Source organism: Burkholderia sp. YIM B11467, from assembly GCF_052952715.1.
Map to the genome: position 1 here is coordinate 524,657 of NZ_JBQVSQ010000003.1, position 18,533 is coordinate 543,189.

An 18,533-nucleotide genomic window follows, 5' to 3' on the forward strand; every position below is an offset into this window, starting at 1 on the left:
GTGATCAAAAAATTCATTCGCAAGCTGCTCGGTCAGGACGAATCCGAGCAAACACCTCCCGCAGCGGCCCCGGCCGACGAAGCGGCCCCTGCTGCCCCGCGCCCCTCGAAGGGCACCCGCGGCGGCGGCGCGAAAAAACCGCGCAGCAACCATGAGCCGACCATCGTGCCGGCCAGCGTGCACGGGATCGATCCGTCGCTGATCTCGAAGAATGCCGTGCGCGTGACCGACACGCTGCAGCAGGCGGGTTTTCGTGCGTTCATCGTCGGCGGCGCGGTGCGCGACCTGCTGTTCGGCATCGCGCCGAAGGACTTCGACGTCGCGACCGACGCGACGCCGACCGAGGTGCAGCGCCTGTTCCGCCGCGCGCGCCTGATCGGCCGCCGCTTCCAGATCGTCCACGTGCAGTTCGGCCAGGAACTGATCGAAGTGTCGACGTTCCGCGCGCTGGTCGACGCGCCGCCCGAGGCTGCCGCCGCGGCCGAGCCGCCGAAGCGCCTGAAGCGCGACGAACTCGATCGCCGCACGCACGCGGTCGACGCGAGCGGCCGCGTGCTGCGCGACAACGTGTGGGGCGAGCAGCACGAAGATGCCGCGCGCCGTGACTTCACGATCAACGCGATGTACTACGACCCGTCGACGCAGACGGTGCTCGATTACCACGACGGGATGGCCGACATGCGCGCCCGCCTGTTGCGGATGATCGGCGACCCGGCTACCCGGTTCCGCGAGGATCCGGTGCGGATGCTGCGCGTCGTGCGCTTCGCGGCGAAGCTCGGTTTCGAGATCGAGCCGCATACGCGCGAGCCGATCAACGCGCTGGCCGACCTGATCAACAACGTGCCGGCCGCACGCCTGTTCGACGAAATGCTGAAGCTGTTGCTGTCGGGCCACGCGCTCGCGTGCCTGACGCGGCTGCGCAAGGAAGGCCTGCACCACGGGCTGCTGCCGCTCCTCGACGTCGTGCTCGAACAGCCGCAGGGCGAGAAGTTCATCACGCTTGCGCTGAACAACACCGATGCGCGCGTGCGCGCCGGCAAGCCGGTGTCGCCGGGCTTCCTGTTCGCGACGCTGCTGTGGCACGACATGCGCCAGCGTTTCGAGCAATACACGGCCGAAGGCGAAATCCCGGTGCCGGCGCTCCATCGCGCGATGGACGACGTGCTCGACATGCAGACCGAGAAACTCGCGATCCACAAGCGTTATTCGGCCGACATGCGCGAGATCTGGGGCCTGCAGTTGCGCCTCGAAAAACGCTCGGGCCGCAGCGCGATGAGGCTGCTGGAACACCAAAGGTTTAGAGCGGGGTATGATTTCCTCCTGTTACGCTGCGAATCCGGCGAGCTCGATGCGGATGTCGGACAGTGGTGGACGGATTTCATCGAAGGCGACGCGGCCGCTCGCGAGGCATTGCTCACGCAAGGCGGCTCGAAGGAAAAATCGCCCCGCAAGCGGCGCCGCCGCGGCGGCGTGCGAAACCGCAAGCCGGGTGAAGGTGCCGCCGAGCAGGCACCGGACACCGCGGGCGGTTCCGACGATTGACGCGCTCGTCGGCGAACGACGTAGGAAGTGATGCCATGACGGTTGCATATATCGGACTGGGGGCGAATCTCGGCGATGCGCGCCAGACCCTGAAGGACGCGGTGGTGTGCCTCGCGCAGCAGCGCACCATCTCGATCCTCGGCAAATCGAGCCTGTATCGCACGGCGCCCTTCGAAGCGGGCGGCGACGATTACTACAACTGCGTCGTCAAGCTCGACACGACGCTCTCGGCCCGTGAGCTGCTCGCGCTCTGCCAGAAGATCGAACATCACTTCGGGCGCGAGCGCCCGTATCGCAACGCGCCGCGCACGCTCGATCTCGACATCCTGCTGTTCGGCGCCGACTCGATCGACGAACCCGACCTGATCGTCCCGCACCCGCGCCTCACCGACCGCGCGTTCGCGCTCGTGCCGCTCGTCGAGATCGATCCGGCGCTCGATATCCCCGCGCGCGGCCGCGCCGACGCCTTTCTCGCCGCCGTCGCGGACCAGCGCGTCGAGAAGGTGCAGACCTGCCAGTGCCTGATGCAGAAGGCGCTCGCGGCCGGCGAAGACACCGACAAGAACCGCTGCCGATGAACTCGACTCCGCTGACCGTCACTGCGCCCGACTTGCGCGCCCCGCACCACTATCTCGTGATCGAAGGCCCGATCGGCGTCGGCAAGACGTCGCTCGCGCGCCTGCTCGCCGAGCGCTGGTCGATGCAGACGCTGCTCGAACGCCCGCAGGACAACCCGTTCCTCGAACGCTTCTATCGCGACACCGCGCGCTACGCGCTGCCCGTGCAGCTGTCGTTCGCGCTGCAGCGCGCGCAGCAGGCGCGCGAGCTGATCGGCGCGCTCGAAACGGGCCGCCCCGTCGTCGCCGATTTCATGCCGCAGAAGAACGACATCTTCGCGCGGCTGAACCTGCCGGAAGACGAATGGCAGCTCTATCGCTCGGTCGCGACGCACGTGGATGTGCCGCAGGCGCCGTCGCCCGACCTCGTCGTGTATCTGCAGGCCAGCCCCGAAGTGCTGTTCTCGCGCATCCAGAAGCGCGGGCTGCCGATGGAGCTGCAGATCAGCGACGCGTACCTGCGCTCGCTCGTCGACGCGTACAACGAATTCTTCTACCACTACGACCGCACCCCGGTGCTGACGGTCGCCGCGGAACACCTGAACCCGCTGGATTCCCCCGAAGACCTTGCCCTGCTGGTCGAGCGCATCGAGACGATGCGCGGCCGCAAGGAATTCTTCGTCAAGGGCGAGACGACGCGCTGACGCGTCCCGCCTGCCGTTCTTCACCTATCGACCCGGATTTCCCCATGACCTATCTCCAGGAATCGAGCCGGCCTGCCGTGACGGTACCCAAGCTGCAGGCAATGCGCGACGCCGGCGAGAAGATCGCGATGCTCACCTGCTACGACGCGAGCTTTTCCGCGCTGCTCGATCGCGCGGGCACCGACGTGCTGCTGATCGGCGATTCGCTCGGCAACGTGCTGCAGGGCCACACGACCACGCTGCCGGTGTCGCTCGACGACATCGCATATCACACGGCCTGTGTCGCACGCGCGCAGCCGCGCGCGCTCGTCGTCGCCGATCTGCCGTTCGGCACGTACGGCACGCCGGTCGACGCATTCGCGAACTCGGTCAAGCTGATGCGCGCGGGCGCGCAGATGGTCAAGCTCGAAGGCGGTGAATGGCTGGCCGATACGATCCGCTTCCTCGTCGAACGCTCGGTGCCCGTGTGCGCGCACCTCGGCCTCACGCCGCAATCGGTGCATGCGTTCGGCGGCTTCAAGGTGCAGGGCAAGACCGAAGCCGGCGCCGCGCAGCTGCTGCGCGATGCTCGCGCGATCGAAGACGCGGGCGCGCAGCTCGTCGTGCTCGAAGCGGTGCCGACGCTCGTCGCGTCCGAAGTCACGCACATGCTGAAGATTCCGACGATCGGCATCGGCGCGGGCGTCGACTGCTCGGGGCAGGTGCTCGTGCTGCACGACATGCTCGGCGTCTTCCCCGGCAAGCGGCCGCGCTTCGTGAAGGACTTCATGCAGGGTCAGCCGAACATTCAGGCGGCCGTCGAAGCGTACGTGAGCGCGGTGAAGGACCACACGTTCCCCGGGCCGGAACATTCGTTTTGATTTGCAGCCGGTAGCTCGTTTGCCGGCACGCGGATGTGAAAAAGCGCGGCGCCCTTTGCGGGGCGCCGCGCTTTTTGTTGGCACGCAGCATCGTTGCAAGGCTTCGCGGCACCGGCGCAAGCGCGGTGCCAGATCCGTCACGTCATCACTTCAATACCGCGTCGAGCGCGCCACGCAACGCATTGGTCAGCAGCAGCGCCTGCGCGCGTGCAAGATCGTCGCAGGTCACGACGCGCTCCGTCGCACCGAACGCGCGATCGTCGAGCAGCACACCGCGCATCACGCCCGGCAGCACGCCGGACGCCAGCGGCGGCGTCACCCACTGGCCGTCGAGTTTCACGAACAGGTTCGAGCGCCCGCCTTCCGTCACCTCGCCGCGCTCGTTGACGAACAGCATGTCGAAACCGCCGAGCGCCTCCGCCGCCTGCCACGCGCGGTCGTATTCGGCACGGCGCGTGGTCTTGTGCAGCAGCAGCGCATCGCTCGCGCGGGTCGGCGCGAAGCCGTGCGCCGACGCCAGCAGCACGCCGACCGGCCCCGCCGGCAACGGCTTGAGCGGCGCCGCAACGATCTCGACCGTGCCGTCCTTCGCAAGCGAGAGCTTCATTCGGTAGGCCCCGTCGCCATCGAGCGCCGCGCAGCGCACGTCGATCTCGCGGCGCAACGCGTCGGCGTCGAAGCGGAAGCCGAGCGTATCCGCGCTGCGCTGCAGCCGCGCAAGATGACGATCGAGATGCCGGATGCCGTCCGCATGCGTGGCGGCGGTCGTTTCGAACAACTGGAAGCCGGGATCGGCGTCCGTCAGGAATCGCGCTTTCAATTCGCACTCCGCATATTCGTCGGCCGCGACGCTGTCGAGCACGATGCCCGCACCGACACCCATCGTGCCGCGGCGCCGGCCGGCGGTTGCCGTTGCCGGATCGTGTGCTTCGATATCCGTGCCGGCCGCGTCGAGCGTCAACGTACGGATCGCGACCGACAGGCAGAAATCGCCGCAACCGCCCGCACGCTCGCCGCGCGCGACGGAATCGGCGCTGTCCGGCGGCGCGTCGAGCCAGCCGATCGCGCCCGTATAGAGCCCGCGCGGCGTCGTTTCGATCGCGTCGATCAACTGCATCGTCCGGTACTTCGGCGCGCCCGTGATCGATCCGCACGGAAACAGCGCGCGCAGCATCTGCGCGAACGTCGTGCCGGCGCGCCAGCCGGCCTCGACCGTCGACGTCATCTGCCACACCGACGCATACGGCTCGACGGAGAACAGCGCCGGCACGCGGACCGTACCGGTACGCGCGATCCGCGACACGTCGTTGCGCAGCAGGTCGACGATCATCACGTTTTCCGCGCGGTTCTTCGGATCGCTCGCGAGGAACGCGGCAGCCGCCGCGTCTTCGCGGCGATCGGCCGAGCGCGGCGCGGTGCCCTTCATCGGCCGTGCGCGCAGCACGTCGCCGTGCTTCTCGACGAACAACTCGGGTGAGCACGACACGACCCACGCGCCGCCGGGCAGCGCGATCAGCGCGCCGTACCGCACCGGCTGGCGCGCGCGCAGCCGCCGGTACAGCGCGAGCGGCGTGCCGAACACGTCGAAATTCAGCCGGTACGTGTAGTTGATCTGATACGAATCGCCCGCGCGCAACGCGTCGTGCACCGCGGCGATCGCCGCGTCGAACGCATCGCGCGACACGCTCTTCGCGACATGCGCGACGCCCGCGATCGACGGCGTGCCGCCGCCGTCCTGCTGCGCGAGCCACGCGTCGACTTCGTCGCGCGACAGGCGCTCGCAGCGCGCGTACAACAAAAAGCGCAGCGGGGCATTGCCCGGCTGCGCTCGTTGCAGGTTGCGTCCGAATGCGTAATCGCCGACGACGACCGCATGCAGCCCGTCGCGCAGATCCTGCGCAACCGCCGCGTCGACCTCGTCGAGCCGCGCCGGGTCCGTGCACACGCGTTCGTGCACGAAACCCGAATACAAACGACTCGACCGCGCGGACGCGGTCGAGTCGCAATCGTCCAAGAGCGCGAACGACGCGCTCTCGTTGCCTTCAGTCATGCTGTTACTCGAAGAAGCTCTTCACCCGGTCGAACCAGCTCTTGCTCTGCGGGCTGTGACGCGCGCCGCCCTCGGCCAACGACTTCTCGAACTGCTTGAGCAGGTCGCGCTGGTGGTCGGTCAGCTTCACGGGCGTCTCGACCTGCACATGCACGTACAGATCGCCCGCGATGCTCGAACGCAGCCCCTTGATACCCTTGCCGCGCAGGCGGAACGTCTTGCCCGACTGCGTGCCTTCCGGCACCGGGAACGACGCACGGCCGGCCAGCGTCGGCACCTCGATCTCGCCGCCGAGCGCGGCGGTCGTGAACGGGATCGGCATCTGGCAGTGGAGATCGTCGCCGTCGCGCTCGAACACCGAGTGCGGCTTGATGTGGATCTCGACATACAGGTCGCCCGGCGGCCCGCCGTTGATGCCCGGCTCGCCGTTGCCGGCCGAGCGGATCCGCATCCCGTCGTCGATCCCGGCCGGGATCTTCACTTCGAGCGTCTTGGTTTCCTTCACCTTGCCCGACCCGTGGCAGTGCACGCACGGCTCGGGGATGTAGGTGCCGGTGCCATGGCACTTCGGGCAGGTCTGCTGGATGCTGAAGAAACCCTGCGACATGCGCACCGTGCCCTGGCCATGACAGGTCGGGCAGGTTTCCGGCTTCGTGCCGGGCTTCGCGCCCGACCCGTGGCAGACCTCGCACGACACCCAGCTCGGCACGCGGATCTGCGTGTCGTAGCCGTGCGCGGCCTGCTCGAGCGTGATTTCCATGCTGTAGCGCAGGTCGGCGCCGCGATACACCTGCGGGCCGCCGCGGCCGCCGCGTGCGGCGCCGCCCGCGGCCTGGCCGAAGATGTCGCCGAAGATGTCGCCGAACGCATCCGCGAAGCCGCCGAAGCCCTGTGCGCCCGCACCACCCATGTTCGGATCGACGCCCGCGTGGCCGTACTGGTCGTACGCGGCCCGCTTCTGGCTGTCCGACAGCATTTCATAGGCCTCCTTCACCTCCTTGAAATGCTCTTCCGCATCCTTGCTGTCCGGATTACGGTCAGGGTGATACTTCATCGCAAGCTTGCGATATGCCTTCTTGATTTCGTCGTCGCCCGCATTCTTCGCGACGCCCAGAACCTCGTAGTAATCCCGTTTCGCCATATCGATTCACTGTGCCGCCACGCATCGCGCACGCGGCGGCTCCTTTCGCCTGCAGTAAAGTCTCTCGACTCGTCTGGCGCTGCACCCGTCCGCGGACGGCTCGCGCAGCACCCGCCAAAAAACAAATGTGCCCGGAGGGCCGCGAAGCCCGCCAGGCGTGGAGTCGATCCGGCCATCCGGAAGGAAAGACAGACCGCTTTTCAGCCGCTGGTCAGTCGCGCCGCGCGCGTTTCCGCGCGCGGCGTGCGGTGCCATTGCAACCCGGCTTAGTCCTTCTTCACTTCCTTGAACTCGGCGTCGACGACGTCGTCGGCAGCCTGCTGCGCGCCACCCGCATGGGCCGCGCCTTCCGCTGCACCAGCGCCGGCGGCGGCACCCGCCTGCTGAGCCTGCATGTCGGCGTACATCTTCTCGCCGAGCTTCTGCGAGACCTTGCCGAGCTCCTCGACCTTCGCGTCGATCGTTGCCTTGTCGGCCGACGTGTCCTTCAGCACTTCCTCGAGCGACTTCAGCGACGCTTCGATCGCTTCCTTCTCGCCTGCGTCCAGCTTGTCGCCGTACTCGGTGAGCGCCTTCTTCGTGCTGTGGACCAGCGCGTCGCCCTGGTTGCGCGAATCGGCCAGCTCGCGCAGCTTGTGGTCTTCCGCTGCGTTCGCTTCCGCGTCCTTGATCATCTGGTCGATTTCAGCCTCGGACAGACCCGAGTTGGCCTTGATCGTGATCCTGTTTTCCTTGCCGGTCGCCTTGTCCTTCGCGCCGACGTGCAGGATGCCGTTCGCGTCGATGTCGAAGCTCACTTCGATCTGCGGCACGCCGCGCGGTGCGGGCGGGATGCCTTCGAGGTTGAACTCGCCGAGCAGCTTGTTGCCGGCCGCCATTTCGCGTTCGCCCTGGAACACCTTGATCGTCACGGCGCCCTGGTTGTCGTCCGCCGTCGAATACACTTGCGCGTGCTTCGTCGGGATCGTCGTGTTCTTGCTGATCATCTTCGTCATCACGCCGCCGAGCGTCTCGATGCCGAGCGACAGCGGGGTCACGTCGAGCAGCAGCACGTCCTTGCGGTCGCCCGACAGGACCTGGCCCTGGATCGCCGCGCCAACCGCGACGGCTTCGTCCGGGTTCACGTCACGGCGCGGATCCTTGCCGAAGAACTCCTTCACCTTCTCCAGGACCTTCGGCATGCGGGTCTGGCCGCCGACCAGGATCACGTCGTCGATGTCCGACACCTTGACGCCTGCGTCCTTGATCGCGATGCGGCACGGTTCGATCGTGCGCTCGACGAGGTCCTCGACCAGCGCTTCCAGCTTCGCGCGGGTGATCTTCAGGTTCAAGTGCTTCGGGCCCGACGCGTCCGCCGTGATGTACGGCAGGTTGATTTCGGTCTGCTGGCTCGACGACAGCTCGATCTTCGCCTTTTCAGCGGCTTCCTTCAGGCGTTGCAGCGCGAGCACGTCCTTCGACAGGTCGACGCCCTGCTCCTTCTTGAACTCGCCGATGATGTAATCGATGATGCGCTGGTCGAAGTCTTCGCCGCCGAGGAACGTGTCGCCGTTGGTCGACAGCACTTCGAACTGCATTTCGCCGTCGACGTCCGCGATCTCGATGATCGACACGTCGAACGTACCGCCGCCGAGGTCATACACGGCGATCTTGCGGTCGCCCTTCTCGACCTTGTCGAGGCCGAACGCGAGCGCAGCTGCCGTCGGCTCGTTGATGATCCGCTTGACTTCGAGGCCCGCGATGCGGCCGGCATCCTTGGTCGCCTGGCGCTGGCTGTCGTTGAAGTACGCCGGCACCGTGATCACGGCTTCCGTGACCGGCTCGCCGAGGTAGTCTTCGGCCGTCTTCTTCATCTTGCGCAGCACTTCAGCCGAAACCTGCGGCGGCGCGAGCTTTTCGCCGTGCGCTTCGACCCATGCATCGCCGTTGTCGGCCTTGACGATGCTGTACGGCATCAGGCCGATGTCCTTCTGGACTTCCTTCTCTTCGAAGCGGCGGCCGATCAGGCGCTTCACCGCGAACAGCGTGTTCTTCGGGTTGGTCACCGACTGACGCTTGGCCGGCGCGCCGACGAGCACTTCGTTGTCGTCCATGTAGGCGATGATCGACGGCGTGGTGCGCGTGCCTTCCGAGTTCTCGATGACCTTGACCTGGTTGCCTTCCATGATGGCGACGCACGAGTTCGTGGTGCCGAGGTCAATACCGATGATCTTTCCCATTTTTTCCTAATCTCCAGAAATGCTTGATTGCTGCGCGAAACGCCGCGTTTTTGGGCGGTTTCACGCGCCAGAATTCAACTCTGCTCCCGACATGCGTCCGTCCGGCCCGTTTTCAAGACCCGACAAGCGATGCGGATATTAAATTTTTTCAATCGCCGCCGGCTACCGGATCGCCGGCCGCCGGAATGCCGGCCGCCGCCGCGATCTTCGCGCGCGCCGCCGAAACGGCCGCCTGGAACTGCGCGAGGCCATGCCAGCCCGTCGCACGGCCGAGACGCTTGCCGCGGTGGAAGAAGAACCACGTCGGCACGCCGTGCAGCCCGAAGCGGTGCCCCAGCTGATGGTGTTCGTACACGTTGCAATGGAACCACTTCAAGTCCAGCGCGCGGATCGCGTCGGGCTGGGCGAGCATCGCCTTCTTCGCGACCTCGCAGTTGAAGCAGTCGACGCCCCAGAAGAACACCACCGCGAGCGCATCGCCCGCGCCGTCGATACCCGCGTCGAACGTGTCGGCAGCCAGCGGCTGCATGTCGAACACGTCGAACGCGGCCGGATCGACGCCGGCGGCAGCCATCGCGACGGCCTTACTTCGGCTGCGCGACGGTGACGAGCGCCGGGCGCAGCACGCGGTCGGCGATCGTATAGCCCTTTTGCAGCACCGCGACGACGGTGTTCGGCTCCTGCTCGGCCGGCACCATCGAAATCGCCTGGTGCTGGTGCGGATCGAACTTCTCGCCGACCGGGTTGATCGCGACGACGCGGCCCTTCTCGAGCGCGCTCGTCAGCTGGCGCAGCGTCAGTTCGACGCCTTCGCGCACCTTCGCGATGTCGCCGGACGTGTCGCTGACGGCCGCTTCCAGGCTGTCCAGCACGGGCAGCAGGTGCTCCGCGAAGCTTTCGATCGCGAACTTGTGCGCCTTCGAGACGTCATCCTGCGCGCGACGGCGCACGTTCTCGGTCTCGGCCTTGGCCCGCAGGAAGCTCTCCTGCAGCTCGGCGACCTTGGCTTGAGCCTCCGCGAGCGCCGCGTCGGCGGCTTCGGCGGCGGGAGTGGCGCCTTGCGCCGCCTGCTTCTCGCTGCCGATGTCTTCGGCCGATTGGGGTGCCGGGTTCTCTTGCGTGTTTTCCATGTCGCTGAAAGTCGATTAGAGGTTGAAGCCAAATCGGTCACCGCCGGACCGTATACCCGGCGGTACCGCACATTGCTGGTGCAAATAAGGGCGAAAACTACAATTTCAAGAGGGTTATTCGCCGGCATTCGCCATTGCCGCGAAACAACCGCGCGTCCTGCCGGTGCATGCGTCGCAGCGTTCGCCGGATCGGGAGAAACGGCCTGTAACAACGCTTACCTGGCAAGTACTAGCTGCGCACAACGCCGCTGCACTACACTCCACTCAAGCGTCGGAAAAGCGTGTTTACCCTAAGCTGACCGTCGCCTTACATCCACCAGGCGCCTTTTCACCCGTCTTCTCGAGGGGAGTACCGTGAAACTGACCTTTGCGATTTCGGTGGTCGCGCTGGTACTCATTGCCGGCACCACCACCATCTGTCTGTCGGGAGCCGTGACCGATCGCACGACCGAATACGGAAGCGCGCGGGCGACGTTCGACCAGATGTTCAGCTCCCACCAGAAAATCTGTCGATGATGCGCCGGTCGCGCTTCGTCGGCCGGCCGTGCAGCTCGGCCGCCGGCTCGCGATACGTGCGACGCCGCTCCAGTTCGGCGAGCCGCGCGGCCCGCCCCGCTTCCGTTTCCTCGTAAAGCGTCTGCGCGACGCTCGCCGGCCCGCGCACATCGCACACGCCGCGCACGGCAATGTGCCAGACGATGCCGTCCATCGCAATCTCGACCTCGTCGCCGACGCGCACCTCCTTCGCCGGCTTGATCGCGGAACCGCCGATCTTCACGTGCCCCTTGTCGACCGCATCGGTCGCGAGCGAGCGCGTCTTGAAGAACCGGGCCGCCCACAGCCATTTGTCGATGCGCAGCTTCGCGCCCGGTTCCGTGGAAATCTTGTAGTTCATGTCAGCCTCCGCCGGGCCGCCCCAAGGAGGCTGACCGCCTCCCCGGCGCGCAGCGAATGAAATGTGCGCGGGTGTCGTTCCATCTCAGTTCACCGTTTCGGGCTGCGCGGCCTTGACGGGCCAGCCCTGCAGGTTCTCGGCGACGATCTCGCCGATCGCGCCGAGCCACGCGGGTGCGCCGTTCAGGCACGGAATGCGGTGGAACGCCTTGCCGCCGCCGGCGAGGAACTCGTCGCGCACTTCCATGCCGATCTCCTCGATCGTCTCCAGGCAATCGGCCGTGAAACCGGGACAGAACACGTCGGCCCGCCGCACGCCTGCCTCGCCGAACTCGCGCAGCGTCGGCGCGGTGTACGGCTGCAGCCATTCGGCCTTGCCGAAGCGCGACTGGAAGGTGACGCGGCATTCGGTCGTCGACAGCCCGAGCGCGGCCATCAGCAGCGCGCCTGTTTGCTGGCACTGGTCGTGATACGGGTCGCCGAGGTCGAGCGTGCGCTTCGGCACGCCGTGAAAGCTCAGCACGAGCTTGTCGCCCGCCGCGAAGTCGGGCCGGCCGTGCTGCGCCCAGTACTGGCGCACCTGCTCGGCAAGCGCGTGGATATAGGCCGGATGGTCGGCGTAGTGCCGCACCGTGCGCACCTCCGGCTGGTTGCGCATGCGCGCGAGCGCGTCGAATGCGGCATCGAACGCGGTGGCCGTGGTCGACGCCGAGTATTGCGGATACATCGGCATCAGCAGCACGCGCTCGACGCCCGAGCGCTTGAACTGCGCGAGCGCGTGCGCAATGTTCGGGCTGCCGTAGCGCATCGCGTAGTCGACGAGCACGTGATAGCCGTTCGACACGAGCAGGTGCCGCACGCCGTCGGTCTGGCGCTCGGTGTGCACGCGCAGCGGCGAGCCCTCCGGCATCCAGACGGCCGCGTATTTCTTCGCGGACGCGCGGCCGCGCAGCGGCAGGATCAGCGTGCGCAGCAGCACCTGCCAGACGACCTGCGGAATTTCGACGACCCGCGGATCCGACAGGAATTCGGCCAGATAGCGCCGTACTGCGCGCGGCGTGGGCGCGTCGGGCGTGCCGAGATTGATCAGCAGCACGCCGATGCGGTGGGCGGCCGCGATGCTCGAAGGCGGCTCAAGATCGAAACGCATGGGCAAGAACGTGCTCAGGGCACGGGACCGGACGGCTCTCAATTATAGCGGGCCGCCCCGTACCGTTCGGCCGACTGTCGGCACGCACGGCGCCGCGGCACGATGACGGGGCGGGATCGGGTGTGCTACTGCTGGCTCAACGTCAGCGACAGCAGGCGCGCGGTGATGTCGACGATCGGAATCACGCGGTTGTACGCCATCCGGGTCGGGCCGATCACACCGAGCGTGCCGACGATCTGCCCGTTCACCTCGTAAGGCGCGGTGACGACGCTCATTTCCTCGATCGGCACGAGCGTCGATTCGCCGCCGATGAAGATCTGCACGCCCTGGGCGTGGCTCGACACGTCGAGCAGTTGCAGGAGGCCCGTCTTTTGGTCGAACACGTCGAACAGCTTGCGCAGCCGCGCCATGTCGGACGACAAGTCCGCCACCTCGAGCAGGTTGCGCTCGCCGGAAATCAGCACGGTGTCCTCGGTGTCGGGCACCTCGGTGCTGGCCGTCACCGCCAGATGCATCAGCGCGGTCATGTCGCCGCGCAACTGGTCGATCTCGTCGCGCAGGCGGCGGCGCACCTCGTCGAACGACAGGCCGGCGAAATGCGCGTTGATGTAGTTGGACGCCTCGGTGAGTTGCGACGGCGAGTAGTCGCGCGGCGTCGCGAGCATCCGGTTCTGCACGTCGCCCTCGGGCGTGACGATGATCAGCAGGATGCGCTTGTCCGACAGCCGCATGAACTCGATCTGCTTGAACACGTGGCTGCGACGCGGTGTCAGCACGACGCCCGCGAACTGCGACAGGTTCGACAGCACGCTCGCCGCGGCGGCGACCACCCGCTGCTGCGGCTCGCCGGCCTGCAGCGTGTTCTGCACCTGCCGCGCGACGGCCTCGGCGTCGATCGGCGTCTCGACCGTGAGCATCGTGTCGACGAACAGCCGGTAGCCGCGCGGCGTCGGCACGCGGCCGGCCGACGTGTGCGGGCTCGACACGAGGCCGAGCTCCTCCAGGTCGGACATCACGTTGCGGATCGTCGCCGGGCTCAGCTCGAGCCCGGAATAACGGGACAACGTGCGCGATCCGACTGGCTGACCGTCGGCGATATACCGTTCGATCAGGGTTTTCAGGAGGGTTCGTGCGCGAGGATCTAGCATGGTGGAAAATTTTAGCGCAACCGCGCGACCGCGGCGAGTGGCGTCGGCCGCCATTGCGCGGGCCGGCCCGATCCGGCCCCACCGGTGCACAGCCGGTTCTTTTCGTCAACGAGCTATGGTGTAATGCCGGCATGAAAACCGGTAATCAGTTCAATACTGTCGCGCTCGTCGGCCGGAGCAACACGCCCGGCATCGCCGAGCCGCTCGCCACCCTGGCTGCCAGCCTCGCGAAGCTGGGCTTCGAGGTCGTCTTCGAAGGCGATACCGCGCGCGAGTTCGGCATCACCGGTTATCCGGCGCTCACCCCGGCCGAAATCGGGGCGCGTGCGGACGTGGCGGTCGTGCTGGGCGGCGACGGCACGATGCTCGGCATCGGCCGCCAGCTTGCGCCGTACCGGACGCCGCTGATCGGGATCAACCACGGGCGGCTCGGCTTCATCACGGACATCGCGGCCGCCGACATGCACGCGCTCGTCCCCGTGATGCTGTCGGGCAAGTTCGAGCGCGAAGAGCGCTCGCTGCTCGAGGCGCGGATCATGCGCGACGGCGAACCGATCTACCACGCGATCGCATTCAACGACGTCGTCGTCAACCGCAGCGGCTTCTCCGGGATGGTCGAGCTGCGCGCGTCGGTCGACGGCCGGTACATGTACAACCAGCGTTCGGACGGCCTGATCGTCGCCACGCCGACGGGCTCGACCGCTTATGCGCTGTCGTCGGCCGGCCCGATCCTCCATCCGCAGCTGCAGGGCATCGTGCTCGTGCCGATCGCGCCGCACGCGCTGTCGAACCGGCCGATCGTGCTGCCGGACGACACGAAGATCGCGATCCAGATCGTCGGCGGGCGCGACGTCAACGTGAACTTCGACATGCAGTCGTTCACCTCGCTCGAACTGAACGACACGATCGAGGTGCGCCGCTCGAAGCACACGGTGCCGTTCCTGCACCCGATCGGCTACAGCTACTACACGACGCTGCGCAAGAAGCTGCACTGGAACGAACACGCATCGAACGAAGACGACAAGGCGTCCTGACGCCCCTCCGCCCGACACCATGCTCCGCCACCTCTCGATACGCGACTTCGTCATCGTCGCCGCGCTCGATCTCGAATTCGACCGCGGCTTTTCCGTGTTTTCCGGCGAAACCGGCGCCGGGAAATCGATCCTGATCGACGCCCTCGCGCTCGCACTGGGCGAACGCTCCGACGCGAGCGTCGTGCGCACCGGCTGCGGCCGCGCCGACATCACGGCCGAATTCACGCCGCACGACCGCGTCGTGCGCTGGCTCGACGAACACGCGTTCGACGCCGAGGACACCGTGATGCTGCGCCGCGTGATCGACGCGAACGGCCGTTCGCGCGCGTTCATCAACGGCACCAGCGCGACGCTCGCGCAACTGCGCGAACTCGGCGAGATGCTCGTCGACATCCACGGCCAGCACGCGCACCAGTTGCTGATGCGGCCCGACGCGCAGCGCGAGCTGTTCGATACGCACGCGGGGCTCGTCGCCGATGCCGCGAACGTCGCACGTGCGTGGCGCGTCTGGCGTGACGCGACGCAGGCGATCGACGCCGCGAAGGCGCACGAGCGCGAGCTGCAGCTCGAACGCGAAAAGCTCGCGTGGCAGCTCGCCGAGCTCGACAAGCTCGCGCCGCAGGCCGGCGAATGGGATGAGGTCAGCAACGAGCACAAGCGCCTGTCGCATTCGGCGAACCTGATCGAAGGCGTACGGGGCGCGCTCAACGCGCTGTCCGAGGCCGACGACGCGATGCTCGCGCAGCTCGGCGCGATCGTGTCGAAGCTGCGCAGCCTCGCCGACTACGACACCACGCTCGGCGACGCGCTCGCGTCGCTCGAACCGGCCGAGATCCAGCTGCAGGAAGCCGTCTACTCGCTGTCGCACTACGCGCAGCGCGTCGATCTCGACCCCGAGCGGCACGCGCAGGTCGAAACGCGCCTCGATGCGCTGCACTCGACCGCCCGCAAGTTCCGGCTGCCGCCCGACACGCTGCACGAAGAACATGCGGCGCGCCGCGCCCAGCTCGCCGCGCTCGACGCGGCCGCCGATCTCGGCGCGCTCGAGGCGATCCAGGCCAAGGCGCGGGAAGCCTATCTCGCCGACGCGAAGCACCTGTCCAAGGCGCGAGCACAAGCCGCCAGGGCGCTGGGCACGGCCGTCACGACAGGCATGCAGGAACTGTCGATGGCGGGCGGAAGTTTCGAAGTCTCGCTCGTGCCGCTCGCCGACGGCGGCCCGCACGGGCTCGAGCAGGTCGAATTCCGGGTCGCCGGGCACGCCGGCGTGCCGCTGCGGCCGCTCGCGAAAGTCGCGTCGGGCGGCGAGCTCGCGCGGATCAGCCTCGCGCTCGCGGTCATCGCGAGCGCCGCGAGCCCGACGCCGACATTGATCTTCGACGAAGTCGATACGGGGATCGGCGGCGGCGTCGCCGAAGTGGTCGGCCGCCTGCTGCACCAGCTCGGGCGCGACCGTCAGGTGCTGTGCGTGACGCACCTGCCGCAGGTCGCCGCACGCGGCGACCACCACTTCCAGGTCGCGAAGGGCGCCGACGACCGCGGCGGCACGGTCTCGACGGTCGTCGCGCTCGACCGGGCCAACCGGATCGAGGAGGTCGCGCGGATGCTCGGCGGGCTTGAGATCACGGCCACGACGCGCAAGCACGCGAAGGAAATGCTGGCGGCCTGACGCGGCCGTCACGACTCGGCGCCCGGCCATGCAAAGGCCGGGGGGCGGACTCGCCCGATTCATCCGGCCAGGCCCGGCCCCCGCATGCGGCCCCACGCGCCGCATCGCGCCCGCCCTGCCGCCCGCACGTTACCCCTTGCACTGCTCGTGCATGTTGGCCGCGCCGACCGGGCGCCACGCGGCCCACTCGCCGCCCGTGCCGGGCACGTCGCCCAGCACCCACCAGCCGTTGGCCCAGACCTTGCCCGCATGGCTGACCTTCTGGCACGGCTGCGCATAGGTCTGCCTGGGATCCCACGCGGTCACGCCCTCGCCGACCGATGCGTGCACGGTCACGCGGTGGGTCGCGTCGGACGTGCGGCCCAGCGCATCGGTCACCACCAGCCTGAAGTCGTAGCGCCGCTCATCCGCCGCCGTCGGCGCGGTGAACGTCGCGACCGCGCCGGTCTGCACGAGCGGCACGCCGGCCGGCCCCGTCCACGCATAGCTCAGCCCCTTGCCCGTCGACGACTCGCCGGACAGCGTGACGCTCGCGCCGCCGTCGGCCGACGCCGGTCCGCCGATCGCCGCGCGCGGCGGCGCGACGACCTCCTGCGCCTTCACCTTGACGACGTGCGTCGCCTGCGCGGTGTAGTCGTGGTCGTTGGCGACGGTCAAGCGAAACGCGTAGTCGCGGTCCTGCTCGAGTGCCGGCGCAACGAAGCGCAGCTCGGGGCCGGCCGGCTTCGCGTCGATGCCGGCCGGCGCGCTCCATGCGTAGCGCAGATGCTCGCCGCCCGACGACGCGCCCGACAGCACGACCCGCGCGCCCGCGTCCGCCTGCTGCGGGCCCGTGACCACCGCGTTCGGCAGCAGCAGGCCGTCGTTCCTCACCTCGATCACCGCGCCGTCCGGCCCGACCGATTTCACGGTGACGAGCTTGCCCGACAGCGTATCGTGCAACGTGTGCCCGGGCATCAGCGGCGCGTCCTTCATGCCGTCCGCGCTGCCGGGCATCGCGTCGACCAGCGTGTTCGTCAGCACGTTGCCGCCGTGCGCAACGGTCCGCACGATCACGCCGTTGACGAACGGATCGCCCGCCTTCCAGTCGTCGAAACCGCGCAGCGGCTGGCGGAACTCGAACCACAGCGTCGAGCCGTCGGTGCGCGCGACCCGGTACGCTTTCGCGCCCGGCGCATCGCCCCACAGCGGGGCAAGCCGGTAGGTGCCGTCGGCGCGAATCTCCGGTACATCGGCTTCGCCGAGCCAGCCGGCGAACAGCTGGTAGCTCGCCGGATACAGGCGCCGACCGCCGCCACCCATCGTGTCGGACGGATCGTCGACCTTGCCGGCGCGACATGCGCCGCCGACCTCGACCGTGCCGCCCGGCGTCGGACAATCGACGAGCGAGCCCGGATGCTTCGCGCCGAGGTTGTGGCCGAACTCGTGCGACCACATCCAGTAACCGTGGCCGCTCGCGTTCGACAGGATCCAGTTGCCCGGCGTCGCGGCAAGACCGCTCCAGCCGCAGTTGCTCATTTTCGGCAGGTCGACGAACAGGTAGTCGAATTGATCCGGGTTCACGCCACGCGCGAGCGCCGCTTTGCGCGCGGCCGTGCGGATCGCGCCCGAATCGCAGGTTGCCGGCCGGTCGCCGAGATTGACGCTGTCGAGCGTTTCGCCGTGAACCGTCAGCTTGCCGCGCGACGCGACCTCGAGATAACGGCGCAGCGACGCGTAGTCGTCGCCATCGCCGAACACGGCCTTGCGCACGACGTCGGCATCGGCCGGCTTCGAGTCGTTGAAGTGCGTGACCATCAGCAGCACGGATTTATCGCCGGCAAGCGGCCGGGTCGGCAGCGGTTGCGGCAGCGGATAGGTGAACGTCGACGCCGGTGTGAAGCCCGTGCCGGGACGCATCGCCACGTCGCGGTTGTCGGCCGACGCGCTCAGCACTTCGGTTCGGCCCAGATCGCCGCGATACTTGTTGCGCAGCACGATCCTGCCGTCGAGGCCGGCGCTGACCTGCCAGGTGCGCATCGACGTGTAGCCGTCTCCGTTGCAGGTCCCCAGCGTGACCCGGCCCGCGTCGCCGTCCGAGTGGGCGCGCAGACAACGATCGCCTCCCTGCGCGATCGCCGCCCGGTTGCGGATCAGCTGATAACCGCCGCTCTGCTTCTGAAACTGCCAGTCCTGCGCCGCACTGCCATCGCACGCGGCGAAGGCGACCGCGTCGCCGCCCGGTTGCCACGCAAGGCACTGGCCTTCGCCAAGCAACCGGTTCGTGAGCGGGGTCGGCGCCGCATCGGCGGCATGGGCGGCAACGGAGAAAAGTCCCGTGACGGCCGCGGACAGCGCCGTCGTGACAAGTGAATGGCGGATCGGTTTCAAAATAGGCTCGAGATCGCTTCGTGCACACGCGGTGCCGGTTGAACGGAAAGCCGCATTTTTTCGAT

Annotated in this window: 16 protein-coding genes; 7 read left to right on the forward strand and 9 right to left on the reverse strand. The window is 67.7% G+C overall.

The features are described from left to right. The 4 genes from pcnB to panB are packed head-to-tail and all read left to right on the forward strand — an operon-like array spanning position 1 to position 3,663. A complete protein-coding gene (gene pcnB, locus ACTRWB_RS14410; protein WP_193097670.1) occupies positions 1–1,542 on the forward strand; it encodes a polynucleotide adenylyltransferase PcnB in 1,542 nt (513 codons plus the stop codon). 35 nt (positions 1,543–1,577) lie between these two features. Further along, a complete protein-coding gene (gene folK / locus ACTRWB_RS14415; RefSeq protein WP_048242923.1) occupies positions 1,578–2,120 on the forward strand; it encodes a 2-amino-4-hydroxy-6-hydroxymethyldihydropteridine diphosphokinase in 543 nt (180 codons plus the stop codon). Next, positions 2,117–2,803 carry a deoxynucleoside kinase gene (locus ACTRWB_RS14420; protein ID WP_446902287.1) on the forward strand — a complete coding sequence of 229 codons (687 nt, stop codon included), beginning with the start codon at positions 2,117–2,119 and terminating at the stop codon, positions 2,801–2,803. Before folK ends, ACTRWB_RS14420 begins: the two co-directional genes overlap by 4 nt. Positions 2,804–2,847: 44 nt before the next feature. After that, a complete protein-coding gene (gene panB, locus ACTRWB_RS14425; protein WP_446902288.1) occupies positions 2,848–3,663 on the forward strand; it encodes a 3-methyl-2-oxobutanoate hydroxymethyltransferase in 816 nt (271 codons plus the stop codon). A gap of 145 nt (positions 3,664–3,808) precedes the next feature. Here panB and ACTRWB_RS14430 read toward each other — a convergent pair whose 3' ends face one another. The 5 genes from ACTRWB_RS14430 to grpE form a co-directional block, all read right to left on the reverse strand. Beyond that, positions 3,809–5,713 carry a chorismate-binding protein gene (locus ACTRWB_RS14430; protein WP_446902289.1) on the reverse strand — a complete coding sequence of 635 codons (1,905 nt, stop codon included), beginning with the start codon at positions 5,711–5,713 and terminating at the stop codon, positions 3,809–3,811. A 4-nt stretch (positions 5,714–5,717) separates the two neighbouring features. Next, a complete protein-coding gene (dnaJ, locus tag ACTRWB_RS14435; RefSeq protein WP_129513771.1) occupies positions 5,718–6,854 on the reverse strand; it encodes a molecular chaperone DnaJ in 1,137 nt (378 codons plus the stop codon). Positions 6,855–7,120: 266 nt separating this feature from the next. Further along, on the reverse strand, positions 7,121–9,073 hold the full coding sequence (dnaK, locus tag ACTRWB_RS14440; RefSeq protein ID WP_193097668.1) for a molecular chaperone DnaK: 1,953 nt from the start codon (positions 9,071–9,073) through the stop codon (positions 7,121–7,123). Positions 9,074–9,221: 148 nt separating this feature from the next. Then, positions 9,222–9,647, reverse strand: a complete 426-nt coding sequence (locus tag ACTRWB_RS14445) for a thioredoxin family protein (RefSeq protein ID WP_446902290.1) — start codon at positions 9,645–9,647, stop codon at positions 9,222–9,224. Positions 9,648–9,657: 10 nt separating this feature from the next. After that, complete coding sequence (gene grpE, locus ACTRWB_RS14450; RefSeq protein ID WP_129513768.1) at positions 9,658–10,203, reverse strand: nucleotide exchange factor GrpE; 546 nt, start codon at positions 10,201–10,203, stop codon at positions 9,658–9,660. Positions 10,204–10,557: 354 nt separating this feature from the next. Here grpE and ACTRWB_RS14455 point away from each other — a divergent pair, with 354 nt between their 5' ends. Further along, positions 10,558–10,719, forward strand: coding sequence for a hypothetical protein (locus ACTRWB_RS14455; protein WP_006476841.1), 162 nt, complete (start codon positions 10,558–10,560; stop codon positions 10,717–10,719). Here ACTRWB_RS14455 and ACTRWB_RS14460 read toward each other — a convergent pair. The 3 genes from ACTRWB_RS14460 to hrcA all read right to left on the reverse strand — a co-directional run bounded on the left by ACTRWB_RS14460 (position 10,691) and on the right by hrcA (position 13,395). Further along, the gene (locus ACTRWB_RS14460; RefSeq protein ID WP_419686280.1) at positions 10,691–11,098 is read right to left on the reverse strand and encodes an RNA-binding S4 domain-containing protein; all 408 of its coding nucleotides are present in this window, start codon (positions 11,096–11,098) and stop codon (positions 10,691–10,693) included. The genes ACTRWB_RS14455 and ACTRWB_RS14460 overlap by 29 nt on opposite strands. Before the next feature lie 84 nt (positions 11,099–11,182). Continuing rightward, entirely contained in the window at positions 11,183–12,247 is a 1,065-nt protein-coding gene (gene hemH, locus ACTRWB_RS14465; RefSeq protein WP_446902291.1) for a ferrochelatase, read from the reverse strand. A 125-nt stretch (positions 12,248–12,372) separates the two neighbouring features. Next, entirely contained in the window at positions 12,373–13,395 is a 1,023-nt protein-coding gene (gene hrcA, locus ACTRWB_RS14470; RefSeq protein ID WP_048242933.1) for a heat-inducible transcriptional repressor HrcA, read from the reverse strand. A gap of 131 nt (positions 13,396–13,526) precedes the next feature. Here hrcA and ACTRWB_RS14475 point away from each other — a divergent pair, with 131 nt between their 5' ends. Then, positions 13,527–14,429, forward strand: a complete 903-nt coding sequence (locus ACTRWB_RS14475; RefSeq protein WP_129513765.1) for an NAD kinase — start codon at positions 13,527–13,529, stop codon at positions 14,427–14,429. A gap of 19 nt (positions 14,430–14,448) precedes the next feature. Continuing rightward, positions 14,449–16,098, forward strand: coding sequence for a DNA repair protein RecN (recN, locus tag ACTRWB_RS14480; protein ID WP_446902292.1), 1,650 nt, complete (start codon positions 14,449–14,451; stop codon positions 16,096–16,098). A 129-nt stretch (positions 16,099–16,227) separates the two neighbouring features. On the opposite strand, the gene ACTRWB_RS14485 is transcribed toward recN, so the two are convergent. Then, positions 16,228–18,468: a carbohydrate-binding protein gene (locus tag ACTRWB_RS14485; RefSeq protein WP_446902293.1), complete on the reverse strand. Its 2,241-nt coding sequence runs from the start codon at positions 18,466–18,468 to the stop codon at positions 16,228–16,230. Positions 18,469–18,533 lie beyond the last annotated feature (65 nt).